At 36.4% G+C, this 16,589-nt stretch carries 13 protein-coding genes, 1 pseudogene and 1 other annotated feature; of the genes and pseudogenes, 1 reads left to right on the top strand and 13 read right to left on the bottom strand.

Features of this window, described 5'->3' with window-relative positions:
- Positions 1–346: 346 nt before the first annotated feature.
- Positions 347–1,882: a 2-isopropylmalate synthase gene (locus CS063_RS16605; protein WP_099450804.1), complete on the bottom strand. Its 1,536-nt coding sequence runs from the start codon at positions 1,880–1,882 to the stop codon at positions 347–349.
- Positions 1,883–1,944: 62 nt separating this feature from the next.
- Positions 1,945–2,296 (bottom strand) — a binding site (T-box leader).
- Positions 2,297–2,500: 204 nt separating this feature from the next.
- On the opposite strand from CS063_RS16605, the gene CS063_RS16600 reads away from it, so the two are divergent.
- The gene (locus CS063_RS16600; RefSeq protein ID WP_099450803.1) at positions 2,501–2,989 is read left to right on the top strand and encodes an isochorismatase family protein; all 489 of its coding nucleotides are present in this window, start codon (positions 2,501–2,503) and stop codon (positions 2,987–2,989) included.
- 52 nt (positions 2,990–3,041) lie between these two features.
- Here the strand turns inward: CS063_RS16600 and CS063_RS18250 are convergent, their stop codons facing one another.
- From CS063_RS18250 to CS063_RS18180, 12 genes and pseudogenes are all read right to left on the bottom strand, one after another.
- Positions 3,042–3,182, bottom strand: a complete 141-nt coding sequence (locus CS063_RS18250; protein WP_099450802.1) for a FeoB-associated Cys-rich membrane protein — start codon at positions 3,180–3,182, stop codon at positions 3,042–3,044.
- A gap of 47 nt (positions 3,183–3,229) precedes the next feature.
- Complete coding sequence (gene feoB, locus CS063_RS16590; protein ID WP_099450801.1) at positions 3,230–5,275, bottom strand: ferrous iron transport protein B; 2,046 nt, start codon at positions 5,273–5,275, stop codon at positions 3,230–3,232.
- On the bottom strand, positions 5,259–5,498 hold the full coding sequence (locus tag CS063_RS16585; protein ID WP_099450800.1) for a FeoA family protein: 240 nt from the start codon (positions 5,496–5,498) through the stop codon (positions 5,259–5,261). Before CS063_RS16585 ends, feoB begins: the two co-directional genes overlap by 17 nt.
- Positions 5,499–5,678: 180 nt before the next feature.
- The gene (locus CS063_RS16580) at positions 5,679–6,905 is read right to left on the bottom strand and encodes a phenylacetate--CoA ligase family protein (RefSeq protein ID WP_099450799.1); all 1,227 of its coding nucleotides are present in this window, start codon (positions 6,903–6,905) and stop codon (positions 5,679–5,681) included.
- A gap of 3 nt (positions 6,906–6,908) precedes the next feature.
- Positions 6,909–7,478, bottom strand: a complete 570-nt coding sequence (locus tag CS063_RS16575; protein WP_099450798.1) for an indolepyruvate oxidoreductase subunit beta — start codon at positions 7,476–7,478, stop codon at positions 6,909–6,911.
- On the bottom strand, positions 7,475–9,265 hold the full coding sequence (gene iorA / locus CS063_RS16570) for an indolepyruvate ferredoxin oxidoreductase subunit alpha (RefSeq protein WP_099450797.1): 1,791 nt from the start codon (positions 9,263–9,265) through the stop codon (positions 7,475–7,477). The genes CS063_RS16575 and iorA overlap by 4 nt, the downstream gene beginning before the upstream one ends.
- Before the next feature lie 367 nt (positions 9,266–9,632).
- On the bottom strand, positions 9,633–11,102 hold the full coding sequence (gene xylB / locus CS063_RS16565; RefSeq protein ID WP_099450796.1) for a xylulokinase: 1,470 nt from the start codon (positions 11,100–11,102) through the stop codon (positions 9,633–9,635).
- Between the two features lie 135 nt (positions 11,103–11,237).
- Positions 11,238–12,719, bottom strand: a complete 1,482-nt coding sequence (locus CS063_RS16560; protein WP_099450795.1) for an L-fucose/L-arabinose isomerase family protein — start codon at positions 12,717–12,719, stop codon at positions 11,238–11,240.
- A gap of 61 nt (positions 12,720–12,780) precedes the next feature.
- Positions 12,781–13,401 (bottom strand): DUF4867 family protein, encoded by a 621-nt coding sequence (locus CS063_RS16555; RefSeq protein WP_099450794.1) that lies wholly within the window; start codon positions 13,399–13,401, stop codon positions 12,781–12,783.
- A 131-nt stretch (positions 13,402–13,532) separates the two neighbouring features.
- Positions 13,533–14,375 carry an AraC family transcriptional regulator gene (locus CS063_RS16550; protein WP_099450793.1) on the bottom strand — a complete coding sequence of 281 codons (843 nt, stop codon included), beginning with the start codon at positions 14,373–14,375 and terminating at the stop codon, positions 13,533–13,535.
- 76 nt (positions 14,376–14,451) lie between these two features.
- On the bottom strand, positions 14,452–16,428 hold the full coding sequence (gene tkt, locus CS063_RS16545; RefSeq protein WP_099450792.1) for a transketolase: 1,977 nt from the start codon (positions 16,426–16,428) through the stop codon (positions 14,452–14,454).
- 28 nt (positions 16,429–16,456) lie between these two features.
- Positions 16,457–16,589: pseudogene (locus tag CS063_RS18180) on the bottom strand (fructose-6-phosphate aldolase); the annotation flags it as partial.

The following is a 16,589-nucleotide window of genomic DNA, read 5'->3' as shown; positions in this document are numbered from 1 at the left end:
TCATGTCTTTAAGAAGGAATATGAAAAATTTAAACTTTCGTGATACAGTGCAGAGCAAGAAAGAAGGCTTTTCGCAGGTTTCCTCCACAGACTTTCGCAAAGTCTTGGTGAAGGCCTGTAGGCTGTCTTTAGGGACGTTATCGCAAGCGTTCTTCTTGCGATAGGTAGGACCGTTAGTCTACAGGACTGAGCCTAGAGTTTGCCAAGGCGAGGACCCAGAAACCGGAGAAAAGCCTTCTTTCTTGCGGCCGCGCCAACACCTCGATAAACTAAAATTTTAAAGGGCTGCTACATACTTTTACTAATTAAGTATGTAGCAGCCCTCTTCTTTTAAAAATTTATTGTTCTACTCTTCCCTATCCTGCATCACCTTATTAATAGCATTTACAAGTGCTACTCCACTGGCTTTTATAACGTCCTTTTCGATAGCTTTTCCTTGATAGCTTTTGCCATCATAGCTAATCTCAATGCAAACCTTTCCTAAACTTTCTTTACCTCTGGCTATATTGTGAATGCGATATTCCTGAAGCTTTATAGGCATCTCAGTAGCTGCAATAATAGCACTATAAAGTGCATCTACAGCACCTTCCCCATTTTTACTTTCTATTTTAACTTCCTCGCCTTTCTTCATTTGAACAGTAGCTGTTGGAAAAAGTGTATTGGCAATCACTTGGAAATCTGTCATTTCCCACATAGTTACACTTTTTTGTTTTATGAAGTAAGACTTTGGATAGCCTTCCATTAACCTGACAACATCATAGTCATAAACTTCTTTCTTTTGGTCAGCCATACTCAGAAAGGCCTCATAGATTTCAGGAATTTTCTTCTCAACTACTTGATAACCAAACCTTTCTACAATATGCATAAAGGCATGCCTTCCTGAACGTGCAGTAAGGACTAATTCCATTGGGGGTGCACCTATATCTTGTGGTTCTATAATCTCATAAACTTCTTTGGATTTCAAAAGTCCATCTTGATGGATTCCTGAAGAGTGTGCAAAGGCATTTTCTCCCGTAATGGCTTTATTTACTTGCACATCTAAACCCATAGTTGCACTCACCAAGCGTGAGGTGCTATAAATTTCCTTGGTTTCTATGGTAGTATACCCCCCATAATATTCAGGATGGAGCTTAATTCCCATTACGACTTCTTCCAAGGAGGTATTACCTGCTCGCTCTCCAATGCCATTAATGGTACATTCTACCTTGTTAGCACCATTTCGTACTGCTGCTAAAGTATTAGCTGTTGCAAGTCCTGTATCATTATGGCAGTGTACACTCAGTATCACATTGGGATTTAAATTCATTAAGCGATCATTGATTTTATAAATAAGCTTGCCAAATTCTTCTGGAACAGCAAAGCCTACGGTATCTGGAATGTTGATAATGGTCGCACCTGCTCGGACGACACCTTCTATCGTTTCCCACATATAATCAAAACTGGAACGACTGGCATCTTCTAAAGAATACTGTACCTGTGGCATTAAGCTCTTAGCATATTTTACAGCATTTATGCCCATCTCCATAATCTGCTGAGGTGTTTTTTTAAATTTCTTTTCTAGATGCACACCTGATGAGCCTAATACAATATGAATCATAGGGTTTGCTGCTTCTTTAAGACTTTCGTAAATAGCATCAATATCACTTGTTACAGCTCTTCCAAGTGCTGTAACAATCATATCTTGACCGACTGCTTTACTTATTGCTTTAACTGCTTCAAAATCACCGTTTGAAGAAGACGGAAAACCTACTTCCATCATATCTACTTTAAGTTTTACTAATTGTTTAGCTACCTCTAATTTTTCTTCTAAATTAAGCTTTGCTCCTGGTACCTGCTCTCCATCTCTTAATGTGGTATCTAATACATAAATCTTTTTACTCATTTTTTACTCCTCCTTATTTTTAGGATGAGAAACAAAAATGCCCTCGTTTCTCAACTATTTGTTAAAGAGACGAAAGGCATTTTCCGCGGTACCACTCTTTTTTATGTCTTAAGACATACCCTTATTGATACAGGTAAATAGATTCTAAACAAAAAAACTCCCATCCCTTTTATAAAGAGACAGAAGATTACTTTTCTGCACCACTCTCTTGGCTTAAACAACTTTAAGCCCACTGATACGGGTGAATAGTTTACCGATATCTAGCCACTGTAACGGTTGGCTTCCGTCTAGACCTACTTGTTTTCAGCCAGCAACTCCAAGGCGAGTTCATTATCTTCTCAATCCTGTTTCACACCCTCCAACAGGTCTCTGTTAATGATTCCAATAACTACTATTCCTTTTCTTTGTTTTTAAGAGATTTATTTAATTAAATGAATTATATATTATATTTTTTGTTTTGTAAATACTTTTATAGGCAAATAAACTTTTTAATTTTATCTTATAACTCTATTTATTTGATAATTAAACCGAAGTACAATATAATACAATTTATAGTAGTAGCTCATTATTAAAGGAGGCTATTTATACTCAATAAATTTGTCACAAGGGAGACTCACCATGAAAATATTACTGATTACGGATGTTCAAGAAGGTTATATGAATGAATTTACTCAGCATATTCCACAAGCTATTAAAAAGCATGTTACTCATTTTAATTATGATTTAATAGTTGCTACACGTTTTATTGATAACAATGAATCACTTTTTAAATCTGAGCTTAATATTAGAAACATGACAATGATTAGTCCACAGGCAAAAAGTAATCCTATCATTAACGAAATCGCAGATATTATGCTCATGAAGTCTACCTATAGTTCTTTAACCCCTGATGTACGTAACCTACTTACTAAAAACCAAGTGTCTGAAGTTTATATCTGTGGCCTTAATACAGAAACGGTTATTTTAACTACTGCTCTTGAATTATTTGATAGCGGCATTATTCCTAAAGTTCTTTCTAACCTATGTATGTCACTTGCTGGCCCTGAAACAAACACTATGACACTTAAAATACTTGAACGAGCTATTGGTAGCAATAATATTCTTTAATCATTAAAAAACAGAAGGGTACAATCCGTTATAGCATTGTACCCTTTTATTTTTAGTTCTTGCATTTTTTTTGAGCAGGGCAACTTTCACATCCACAGGAGCAAAACTTCCCCTCCTTCATTCCCTTTACCTTTTTATAAATAACAAATAGGACATAAAGGAGAATGACTCCTAAAATAATAACTGATACCATACTGACCTACTCCCTTCTGTTTAAATTTACCAAATCACTTAAATTTTTCAAATTATTAAACTCCCTATTTGATAAACTAAAGTGGCTACTCCCCATGCAATAATAAGTTGAAGTGCAATAGCTACTCCAGTCCATTTCCATGAATTAGTTTCTTTTCTTATAGTAGCAATAGTTGCTGCACATGGAATATAAAGCAAACTAAATACCATTAAAGAATACGCATTAAGAGCGGTAAAACCTACTGCGCCTAATGCTCCTACCATAGTACTCATACCTACTTGCGAGCTAATATTAGCTATGCCATAAAGTACCGTCATACTAGAAACAACTATTTCTTTAGCTGCAATCCCTGCGATAAGAGCAACCACTACTTGCCAATACCCTAAACCTGCTGGACTTAAAAGTGGTACTGCCATTTTGCCCAAGATCGCCCCAAAGCTTAAACTCATATCTTCAACCATGCCTGTTGGTCCAAAGTTTAGGATTACCCAGATAATAATGGATGCTACAAAAATTGTTGTCCCCGCCTTAGCAAGATAATCTTTTACCTTCTCCCATACATAAATGAAAATAGTACGTGCATTAGGTGCTTTATACTCAGGCAGTTCTATTAAGAGTGTGTGTACCTGTTTCTTTTTTCCAATAAATTTTAAAGCTAAAGCCACTAAAACTGCCACAACTACACCAATGAGATACATCGAATAGGCTACTAGCATAGCATGTTGTGGAAAGAACATCTCTGAAAAAAGTACATAAATGGGGAGTCTTGCACTACATGACATAAAGGGTGTTATTAAAATAGTCTTTAAGCGATCCTTTGGATCTTCTAAAGCTCTCGATGCCATAATAGCTGGTACGCTACAGCCAAAACCTAATAACATAGGGATAAAAGCTCTTCCTGATAAACCAAGCTTGCTCATTAAACCATCCATAACATAGGCTACACGTGACATATATCCACTGTCTTCAAGAAATGCGAGAGCTAAAAATAAGATGAAAATATTAGGTAAAAAGGTTAAGATACCACCTACCCCTGCTATAATTCCCTCTACTATTAAGGAAATAAGCACATCTCCTGCCCCCAAAAGTTGTAAACCGTTATATACAGAAGTACTAAACCAGTCTAATCCAACCTCAAATATACCTTTAAGTGCATCTCCTACATTAAAGGTAAGGAAAAATACCAATGCCATAATACCAAAGAAAATAGGTAATCCCCATATGTTGTGGGTTAAAACAGCATCTACTTTATCTGTAGCTTCTGCTTTTTCATCTTTATTAACAAGACATTCACTTATTACTTCTTCAATAAAATCATACTTTTGATTAATAATATCTGTTTCATAGCTTCTATCTATTAAATCTGTTAAATCTAGTGTATATTTTTGTCTTATTTCAGCATCTTGCTCTAAGAGCTTAATAGCAAGCCATCTTACATTCGTAAGTTCTTTATAATGTGCTTGTAAACGCTCACTAATACGGTCAATTTTATCCTCTATCTCATCACTGTACACCACAACGCATTCTTTGTGATGATTATGGGGATGTCCACTTCTCTTTTTTTCATCATGATGATGTTCGAAAGAGGAGGGTGACTTATCTTTATGATGTGCTACAGCGTGCATTAGAATATCTAACCCCATCTTCTTCCTAGCCGATACAGGGATAGTTGGAATACCTAACATTTCTGGTAATCGATGGATATCAATCTCCATCCCACGTTCTTCTACAATATCCATCATATTAAGAGCTAGTACAACTGGTTTCCCAAGCTCAATAAGCTGCAAGGCTAAGTATAGGTTACGCTCTAGAGAAGAGGCATCTACTACATCCACGATCACATCTACTTCATCCTCTAGTATGTAACTTCTAGAGAGCTTTTCTTCCATTGTATAAGAGGTTAAGCTATAAATACCTGGTAAATCCACTAACTTAAAAGGATGATCATGGTATTCAAATGCCCCTTCCTTCTTTTCAACTGTAACTCCTGGCCAGTTAGCTACCTTAAGCTTTGCACCTGTATAAGCGTTAAATAGGGTGGTTTTTCCACAGTTAGGATTTCCTATAAAAGCTACATTAATTGTCTTTTCCATCTTTTTCACCTCCTATAAGTATCCCCTTAGCTGTAGTCTTTCCTATAGCAAAACGTGTCCCTCTTACTTTAAAAATGACTGAACCACCTTTTTTGCAATTCAATACTTCTATTTGAGTACCTTGTGTTAAACCAAGCATTTGTAACCTTCTTTTAAGCTGCTCTTCTAATTCTATATCCTGTACGCTATAGCATTTCCCTCTTACTCCCTCTAAAAGAGTCATCTTCTGTCCTCCTTAATTGTTACTTTTAGTTTGTACTTTAGTGATTATTCTTCTCTATTAACGGTACCACTAACCCCTATCACTTGTCAATATATTTTGATAATAATTATCAAAATCATGCTTATTGTTGATAAAAGGTCTTACTCTACTCATTTTGAGTAAGAGAAGACCTTTTATCTTTTAGTATCTATTATCAAAGATTCGTGTAGATTTCTTTTCACTTCTAGGAAGTTCGCTGATAGCTACTCCCTTTGGTACAACTGTAATGCCAATTTTGGTTTTAAAAAGCTGTTTCACATTTTCCTCAATCTGTTTTTTATTATCTGTAGCATCTGTTTCAAAGAATACAGTCATAATATCTTTACCATTTAAATGATCTATCATTACTTGGTATTCACTGCTTACTCCCTCTACAACCGCTAGAACTTCTTCGATTTGACTCGGAAAGATATTTACACCTTTTACTTTTATCATATCATCTGAACGACCAATGAGAGTATCAATACGTGGATAATTTAAACCACATGCACATTTTTCTGGCAAGAAACGGGTTAGGTCATGCGTACGATAGCGAATAAGTGGGGCACCTTCTTTATGCAGAGTCGTAATAACGAGTTCCCCTATTTCTCCCTCTGGAACAAGCTTCCCTGTCTTTGGATTAATAATTTCAAAATAGAGGTAATCATCCCAATAATGCATACCCGCCTCTTCGTTGCAGCTAATTCCAATACCAGGTCCATAAATCTCAGTGAGACCATAAATATCATAAAGTTGTACACCTAGTTCATTTGCTATACGTTTACGCATTTTTTCTCCCCAACGTTCTGAGCCAATCACACCTTTTTTAAGATGAATATCTTCTCTGCAACCCCTTTGAGTAATTTCCTCTGCTAAGAGTAAGGCATAAGAAGACGTTGCACAAAGTACAGTTGACTTCATATCTATCATCATCCGTATTTGCTTATCTGTATTACCTGGTCCCATAGGAATAGTCATGGCACCTAGATGTTCTGCTCCATTTTGGAAGCCAATACCTGCTGTCCATAAACCATAACCCGGCGTAATATGAATACGGTCTCTATTAGTAATGCCTGCTGTTTCATAACATCTGGCAAACATAATCGCCCAATCCTCTATATCCTTCTTAGTATAAGGAATGATAACAGGTGTCCCTGTCGTTCCTGAGGAAGAATGAATACGTACAATTTCTTCATCTGGTACAGCTTGAAGGCCTAGTGGATAAGCACTTCTCAAATCACCTTTATCTGTAAAAGGAAGCTTTTCAAAGTCTTCTTTGGTTTTAATATCTCCTACTTCTATCCCCTTAAACTTCTCTTTATAAAACCCCCCAAAGTCCATTACTTGCCTTAGCTTATGTTGAATAGCACTCAACTGTTCTGACTTCATCCCTTACGCCTCCTGTATGCCTAATTTCAAGGCTTTTAGATTTATTTCCACCACTCTATCTTTGAATTTTCTTCTCATAATTGTCTCTATTTTTTCTTTTGAAATAGGAATTACCTTCGTACTTATAGCTGCACCTAATAAAGCTATGTTCAATACGCGAGGTTCATCACATGCTTTACAAATACTGTTACCATCTACTAATTTTAAATGCTTTACTTGCTCTTTAAGAACAGTTATATATGTCTCATAGTTATAATCCTCTGGGCGAATAATGGGTTTAATAGGAGCTGTATTTACCACCATTACGCCTTCTTTTTTAAGATAAGGCAAAAGTCTTACTGCTTCTGATGGTTCAAAGCTAATAATCATGTCTGCCTGCCCTTTAGCAATAAGTGGTGAGTAAATAGTTTCTCCCATGCGTACATGACTCACTACACAACCACCTCTTTGAGCCATGCCTATTGTCTCTGTTGTTCTTACACTATAGCCCTCTTCCATAGCTGCTTCGGCTAAAAGTTTAGATGCAAGAACAGTTCCCTGTCCACCAACCCCTGTTATCAAACAATTAATCATGCTTTTTCTCCTCCTATCGCATCAAATGGACATACACTTTGACAAAGGTTACAGCCTGTGCATAACTTTGTATCAATTTTCACTTTATGATCCTCTAAGATAAGTGCTGGACAACCTAGCTCTTTCATACAGACCTTACAGTTCCTACATTTTTCTTCGTTAATATGTAATGCTTCTTGTGCTTTTGAGATGGCTACACAAGGTGCTTCAAAGAGAAGTACTCTTACACCTTTTTCCTTAATCACCTCAGCTACAGCTTCTAAAGCTTCTCCTTGATTAAACGGATTAACTCTCTTAATCATTGACACACCTAAAGCTTCTAAAACCTTATAAATACTAATCTTCTCTGAAATATTACCCATCATCGTTTTACCAATGCCAGGATGAGGTTGATTACCAGTCATAGCTGTTGTGGAGTTATCTAATATAACAACAATGCAATCTGTTTCATTGTAAAGTGCATTGATTACCCCTGGCAAACCTGTATGGAAAAAGGTAGAATCTCCTATAAAAGCAAAGTGAAAGCTCTCTGGTTCTACCCGTTGTAAGCCTTGGGCAATAGTAATACCTGCCCCCATGCAAAGACATGTATCTACCATATCAAGAGGCATCGCATTGCCTAGTGTATAGCAACCAATATCTCCTGAAAAAACAGCTTTTTTCCCTTTCATTGCTTTTTTCACTGCATAAAAGGAAGCTCGGTGTGGACATCCTGCACATAATACAGGAGGTCTAATAGGTAGAGGTGGAAGTAAAATGTCTGTCTCTTCTGTAAGTGGTACTTGTAAAAACTCGTAAATCTTCCCTTTTAAGCCATCTACTGAATTTTCGCCTGCCTGCTTCATATCACCTGTCAGCTTACCACGGATGGTTACATTGAGATGATGCTTACCACAAAGAAGGAGGATCTCTCTTTCTAAAACAGGATCTAATTCTTCAATAACCAATACTTCCTCCAAGCCTTCTAAAAATTCTAAAGCCAATCTTTCTGGAAAAGGATGAGGTGTGGTGACTTTAAACAGCTTATATTCTGCTTCTAAGCCCTCTAAAACTTCCGAGGTATATGTATAACTTACACCTGAAGTTATAATCCCTCTTTTCCCTTCTCCTTTAAGCTCATTAAAACGATAACTCGAAAAATCTTCTTTTAAATCTTCGTTACGTTTTTCTATTTTTAAATGATTTTCATAGGCCAATTTAGGGAATATAACCCATTTAGGTGCTTTTATAAAACCTTCTGGCGTAAGTTTTATGCGCTCCTTTGTGCTTTCAATAGCTACACAGCTATGACAGACTCTTGTTGTTGGTCTAAAAAGAACAGGTGTTTGATATTTTTCTGAGTAAATAAAAGCATCTTCAATCATGACATACGCTTCTTCCGCTGTAGTAGGGTCAAAAACAGGAAGCTTTGAAAAAATCCCAAAGTGCCTCGTATCCTGTTCTGTTTGAGATGAGATAGGTCCTGGGTCGTCAGCTACAACAATTACCATTCCACCTTTTACTCCTATATAAGCTAAGCTCATTAAGGGGTCTGAAGCTACATTTAAACCTACTTGTTTCATGGTCACCATACTACGCATCCCTGTATAAGCTGCTCCTGCTGCTACTTCTAAAGCTACCTTTTCATTTACTGACCATTCCACATAAATATCTCCTGGATTTTCCTTTGCAATTGTTTCTAATACTTCTGTAGAGGGGGTTCCTGGATAACCTGTCACTACACCCACGCCTGCCTTAATAGCTCCCAGAGCAATTGCTTCATTACCCATTACTAATTTTTTCATTATACCCTTCCTTTCATTGCGTTCTACTTTTAATATTGTCTTATAAAATCAAAAAACACTCGCCCTAGATTATTCATCTAGGACGAGTGTCTCAACTCGTGGTGCCATCCTAATTTGCAAGCAAAGTGCTTGCCTTTTACCAGAATACAAACATATTCCTAAGCCTTTACGCAGCTCCTACGTCGCAGAATACTGAGAACTCTCGTTCCTTTCCCTACGCCCTCCGTGGTCCATTTAATACTCTGCAGTTCTATGAGGCTCTCAGCTTCCCTCACTCTCTGTAAGTGCACGCCGTATTTTTATCTCCACATCAACGGTTTAAATATATTCTTTTTTCACAATATATCATATTATTTTGTGTTTGTAAACCTTAAACAATAAGAGGAAAGAGTTCTTTTACAGCAGGATAAATTTTCTTAAACTTTTGATAACTTTCTTCATATTTAGTCACTAATTCTGGAGTAGGCTCTACTGTTTCAACTACCTTTACAAGCTTGGTAGCTGCTTCTTCAACGGATGCATATTCCCCACACCCTACTGCTGCTAATATGGCACCTCCATAGCCTGGTCCTTCTTCACTTTCAATAACGTCTATCTTAATATTTAAGATATTCGCAATCATTTTTTTCCAAAGAGGACTCTTTGCTCCACCACCACAAATCTTTGAACGTTCAATAGGTATACCCAAATCTTTCGCTACTTCAAATGAATCACGAATAGCAAAAGCTACCCCTTCTAAAACAGCTTGTGTCATATCGGCCCTTGAAGTATCCATCGTAAGCCCTATAAAGGTGCCTCTTGCTAAAGGATCATTAAGTGGTGAGCGTTCACCCATTAAATAAGGCAAGAAATAAATCTTATTTTCTCCTAATTTCTTAATATCTGCTTGTTCACCTGCATAATCCTTTGTATTAATAATGGTATCCATCCACCATTTATTACAAGAAGCCGCACTCAGCATACATCCCATTAAGTGGTAGTTTCCATCAGCATGAGCAAAGGCATGAAGTGCATTGTTTTTATCTACACCAAATTGTTCACTTGAAATAAAGATGGTACCAGAAGTGCCCAGTGAAATATTACATCTTCCTTCTCCTACAGTTCCCGTTCCTACTGCAGCAGCTGCATTATCTCCTGCTCCTGCTATAATTTTAACCTGTTCACTGAGTCCCCATTTTTTTGCCAGATCCTTTTTAAGTGTTCCTACTACCTCATAACTTTCATAGATCTTAGCAACTTGATCTTCTGTAATACCACAAATCTCTAGCATCTCCTTAGACCAACATTTATTTTTTACATCAAAGATTAGCATACCTGAAGCATCTGAAACATCTGTACAGAAGGTACCTGATAGCTTATAGGCAATATAATCTTTTGGAAGCATAATCTTTTTGATACGTTCAAAGTTATCCGGCTCATTCGCTTTTACCCAAAGAATTTTAGGCGCTGTAAACCCTGTAAAAGAAATATTAGCTGTATAATGGGATAAAGTTTCTTTTCCAATTACCTCATTAAGATAATTACACTCTTTTGTTGTACGACTATCATTCCATAAAATAGCTGGACGAATAACCTCATCCTTTTCATCTAATATAACAAGTCCATGCATTTGTCCGCCAAAGCTCATACCTGCTACTTGTGTTTTATCACATTCTGAAAGTAATTCTTCAAGCCCTGACACAACTGCGTTCCACCAATCTTCAGGTTTTTGCTCAGACCAGCCTGGATACGGAAAGTATAAAGGATATTCTTTTGAAACTACTTTTTCTATTTTCCCATCTGCCTGCATAAGAAGTAACTTCACAGCAGATGTACCTAAATCAATACCTATATATAACATCTCTTTACCTCCACTCTTCTTACTTAAAAAGGCTGTTACAAAGCTCACCTCATTCCCAATCTCTATATAAAGTGAATGGTAAGTGCATTGTAACAGCCACTTTTATGCCTCGCTCTTAAAAACTTTTATGCGTTCTTATTTAAATGGATTTTCTGATGGATACATCATACCTTTAGGTTGATTGAAGTCAATCTCATCTAATGGTACCCCTATATATTTAAATACTTCATAAAGTGTTTTCCCAAAATGTCCAAAGGCTACAGCGCCGTGGTGTGGATAATTCTTTTCAATTAAAACATGGCGATAGAATCTACCCATTTCTGAAATAGCAAATACACCAATTGCTCCAAAAGAACGTGTAGCTACTGGAAGTACTTCACCTTGTGCGATATAAGCACGGATTTTTGCATCTGATGTACTCTGTAAACGGAAGAAAGTAATGTCTCCAGGAATGATATCTCCTTCAAGTGTCCCTTGAGTTACTTCTTCTGGAAGATTTCTAGCCATAATAAGTTGATACTTCATTTCACAAGAAGAAAGCTTGCTAGAGCAAGTATTTCCACAGTGGAAGCCCATAAAAGTATCTTGAAGTGTATAATCAAATTTTCCTTTGATGCCTTCTTCATACATATCACTTGGTACAGTATTGTTAATGTCTAATAAAGTTACTGCATCTTGACTAATAACACTACCAATGAATTCACTTAATGCGCCATAAATATCTACCTCACAAGATACAGGGATGCCAAGACCTGTTAAACGGCTGTTCACATAGCAAGGTACGCAACCAAATTGTGTTTGGAAAGCAGGCCAACATTTACCAGCAACAGCTACAAACTCTCTACTTCCTTTGTGTGCTTCAATCCAATCTAATAAGGTCAGCTCATATTGTGCAAGTTTTTTAAGAATCTCTGGTTTCTTATTACCTGCTCCAAGCTCTGCTTCCATGTCTTTAATCACATCTGGAATTCTTGGATCATTTTCATGTTTATTAAATGCTTCAAAAAGATCTAATTCCGAGTTTTCTTCAATCTCAACTCCTAAATTATAAAGTTGTTTAATAGGGGCATTACATGCTAAGAAATCTTGTGGACGTGGTCCAAAGGTAATGATTTTAAGATTCTTTAAGCCGATAATAGCCCGCGCAATAGGCCTGAATTCAGCAATCATATCTGCACAGTCTGTAGCTGTACCTACTGGATATTCTGGTATGTATGCTTTTAAATTACGAAGCTTAAGATTGTAACTTGCATTAAGCACACCACAATAAGCATCCCCACGACCTTGAATAAGGTTATTTCCTGTTTCTTCTGCTGCAGCAATCACCATAGCTGGTCCATCAAATTCTTTTACTAATAAAGTTTCAGGTGTTTCAGGACCAAAGTTTCCTAAGTAAACAACAAGGGCATTGCAACCTGCTGCTTTAACATCTGCAAGTGCTTTTTTCATATCCAATTCATTTTCGATACAAACTGGACATTCATAAATTTCTCCATATTTTTCTGTGTAAGCTGCTACAACTGCCTTTCTCCTATTAACAGATAAGTCCATTGGAAAACAATCTCTACTTACTGCAACGATTGCTATTTTTTCCTGTGGCATGTTTTGTAATTTCATTTTTTATTCCTCCTCATATTTTTTTAACTTTATTCCTTCTATAAATTCATTTTACTATGTATTAAATGTGAATATTTTCCCCCATTAAACCTTCATAAGCTCCTCCAATTTGAGCTTCCTTATGGGCAATTAACCATTTATTTTTAGCTACTAGAAGTTGATCTTCTACTGTTTTTTCACATTTAACTTCTAAGTCAGTATTCGTATCCTTTGGAAGAATGACTACATTTCTAAATGGTTTACCTTCTGCACTACATGGTGCATAATGAAGCGTAGTCGCGTACATTTCTACAAGTTCACCTGCTGGTACAAAAAAAGCTTCTACTTTACTTGTATCATAGGTATAATCTGTAGTTATATCTTGTTGCTTACCTAAGAGTAAAATAAGGTCTGTAGCAGAAACACCAAACTCTGAACTTCTATGGTACTCAAGAGCATTTAATGCATTGTTGGTTCCATTACAATATCCTATTTGAATGGGTAACCCTCCAAATAAGCTATCCTCTAACTCTTTTTTAATAGGTAATTCTTCTAAACTCTCCACTGAAGGATAATAAACAACGGCATCACTTGGTGCTTCTGTTGCATGCATAACCCTTACTAGGTCTGTTAAATCATAGTTTTTAGTAAGAACACGTCCATAAGACTTAAAACTTTCATCAAATACACTTAAAATCTTCATTCTTCACCTCTCCCTACATTAAATCCTTATAAAACAAAAGGCAACTGCAACATTTCTTCTACATGTTTAACAATTGCCAATCTCTATCTCTATTATATAAAATTAAGATTTATTTACTACCAAAAACTTAGCTAATGAATAGCACTTTTTTGCCTTTTTTTCATTTCTTTTCGGTAGTCACTTGGAAGTAATCCATATCTCTTATAAAAGGTTTTAGAAAAACTCCTACTATCAGGAAAACCATTATTTATCGCAATTTCACCTATGGTAGCCTCCGTATTGCATAGCTCCTTATAGGCAAATTCTACCCGTACATTTAAAAGATAGGATTTATAGTTAATACTTGCGTATTTCTGAAAAATCCTTGAAAGGTAAGTTGGGGAAAAAGCAAACTTTTCTGCTACACCCTCTAAAGTCAGATCTTCTTTATAGTTTCTTTTAATATAGTTGATAATCTCTGATAACTTATCTAAGTTTTTATTTCGCTTTAAAGTATCGCTGTCTACCTCTTCTAGTTTATATTTTGTAATGAGTACATGTAAGAGCTTATAAAAATAACTTTTAAGCTCCAGCTCATAACCATAGCTTTTTTCACTATATATATAGTACAAGCTTTCAATTAAACTTTTTATAGCTTCATCTTTATTATTGGTAGGTGTTTTAAATAAGACATACTCGCTTTCCCTATAAGCTTCTAGTAAATGATGTGGGATTTGTAAAACAAGGGTATAGTTAGGGAGCGGTGCATTAATAGAATGTATCTCATTGGAGTTTACTAAAATAAATTCACCTTGAACCAAAGTATGGGGAGTAGAGTTTATAAAAAACTCTATCTCCCCTTCTAATACTAAAAAAATCTCAATGGAGCGGTGCCAATGCTTCGCTACATTATAGTTTCCTTCTTTTCCTTCAAAAACAAATAATTTATAAGGTAAATCATCATTTGGAATGACTAACTCATGTTTAAAATACATCCTAACTCTCCCCTTAAAGTAAAAGTTAAATCTTACTTTGTATTTTAACATAGTCCTCTACTAACTTAAATGAAGATTATACATTAAGTATTGATTTTGCTTCATTTATAACATTTTCTACAGTAAAGCCTTTTTTCTTAAAAATAAGACCTGCTGGTGCTGATTCACCAAAGGTATCTAAAGCAATCACTTTACCTTCAAAGCCTGTGTATTTATGCCAGCCAAAGCTAGATGCTGCCTCTATCGCTATACGTTTCACTTTATGAGAAGGTAAAATAGATTCCTTGTATTCTTTTGATTGTTTCTCAAATACATCTATAGATGCCATACTGATTGCTGCTGCTTTAACGCCTTCTACCATTAATGCTTTTGCAGCCTCTGTTACTAAATGTACTTCTGAACCTGTTGCCATAAGTAAAATATCTGCATCTTCTGGACTTATATCGCCTACAACATAAGCTCCTTTTTTAGCTTCTTCTCCTGTTTTTTCGAGGAAAGGAAGGTCTTGCCTAGAAAGTACAATCGCTACAGGTTCTGTTTTGCTATTTAAAGCATATTCCCAAGCTGCTACTGTTTCTTTGGCATCTGCTGGTCTAAAGGTAACAAGGTTTGGTGTACTACGTAACATAGCAAGCTGCTCTATTGGTTGATGAGTTGGACCATCTTCTCCTACACCAATACTATCATGTGTCAGTACATAAGTAACTGGTAAGCCCATCAGTGCTGCAAGGCGCATTGGATTTTTCATATAATCACTGAATACAAAGAAGGTTGAACAAAAGGTTTTAAGACCACCATGGAGGGCTATACCATTGGCAATTGCTCCCATCGCATGCTCACGAATACCAAAGTGTAAATTACGTCCTGTGTAATCCTCGCTACTGAAATCCCCTTTACCATTCATATAGGTCTTAGTAGATGGTGCAAGGTCAGCAGAACCACCTATCATATTATCTACTCTATCTGCCATCTGATTGATCACTTCAAAAGAAGCAATACGTGTTGCCATCTTCTTAGATACGTCTGTATACTTCTCATACATATCTAAATTAATTTCCTCTTTGGCATGCCATGCATCCCATTTCTTAGCGAGCTCAGGATACATTTTAGCATACTGTGCGAAAAGCTTATTCCAAGCTTCTTCTTTTGCTTCGCCTTGATTATTTAAGTTAGCAATATGTGCTTTTACTTCTTCTTCTACAAAGAAAGCCTCTTCATGATGTGCTAAGAAAGCACGCATTTCTGCTAGGTTATCTACGCCTAAAGGTTCACCATGAGCTGCTGCTTTGCCTTGTTTTTTAGGGCATCCATAACCAATTTGTGTCTTAATTTCAATAAAGCTTGGTTTATCTAAATTTGCTTTTGCTGCTTCTAATGCCTTTAAAATAGCCTCTACATCGTTACCATCTTCTACAAAGAATGTTTCAAAGCCTTGTGCCTCAAAACGTGCTCTTACATCTTCTTTAAAAGCAATGTCCGTATTTCCTTCAATGGTAATATTATTTGAATCATAAAGCACGATAAGCTTACCTAATTTCAAGGTACCTGCTAAAGCTGCTGCTTCATAAGAGATGCCTTCCATTAAACATCCATCACCAACTAAAGTATATGTATAATGGTCAACTACAGGATAGCCTTCCTTGTTAAATTCAGCTGCTAAGTGGCGTTCTGCCATAGCCATACCTACTGCCATTGCAATACCTTGCCCAAGTGGACCTGTTGTTGCTTCCACACCAGCAGTATGCCCATACTCAGGATGTCCTGGTGTAAGGCTTCCTTCTTGACGGAAGTTTTTAAGATCCTCTACCGTTAAACCATAATTAAACACATGGAGCAATGAGTATAGTAAGGCTGAACCATGCCCTGCCGAAAGGATAAAACGGTCTCTATTTTCCCATTTAGGGTTTTTAGGATTGTGTGCCATATTTGCCCATAAAGTATAAGCCATAGGTGCAGATCCAAGAGGTAAACCAGGATGTCCGGAATTTGCTTGTTGTACTGCTTCTGCTGCAAGCATTCGGATTGTATTAATGGTTTTTTGTTCGATTTTCATTTTTATCCTCCTTTTATTTATAATCTAATTAATTAAGTTTTTGTTCTAAACCTTCCCAGTCCTTAAGAAATCTTTGAATACCATTATCTGTGAGAGGATGTTTTGTCATTTGAACAATCACGTTATAAGGAACAGTTGCTATATGTGCACCTGCTTTAGCT

The sequence above is a fragment of the Sporanaerobium hydrogeniformans genome, assembly GCF_002735925.1.
Classification (GTDB): domain Bacteria; phylum Bacillota; class Clostridia; order Lachnospirales; family Cellulosilyticaceae; genus Sporanaerobium; species Sporanaerobium hydrogeniformans.
Note: the sequence above shows the minus strand (reverse complement) of the source record. Positions and strands in the feature narration are given on the sequence as shown.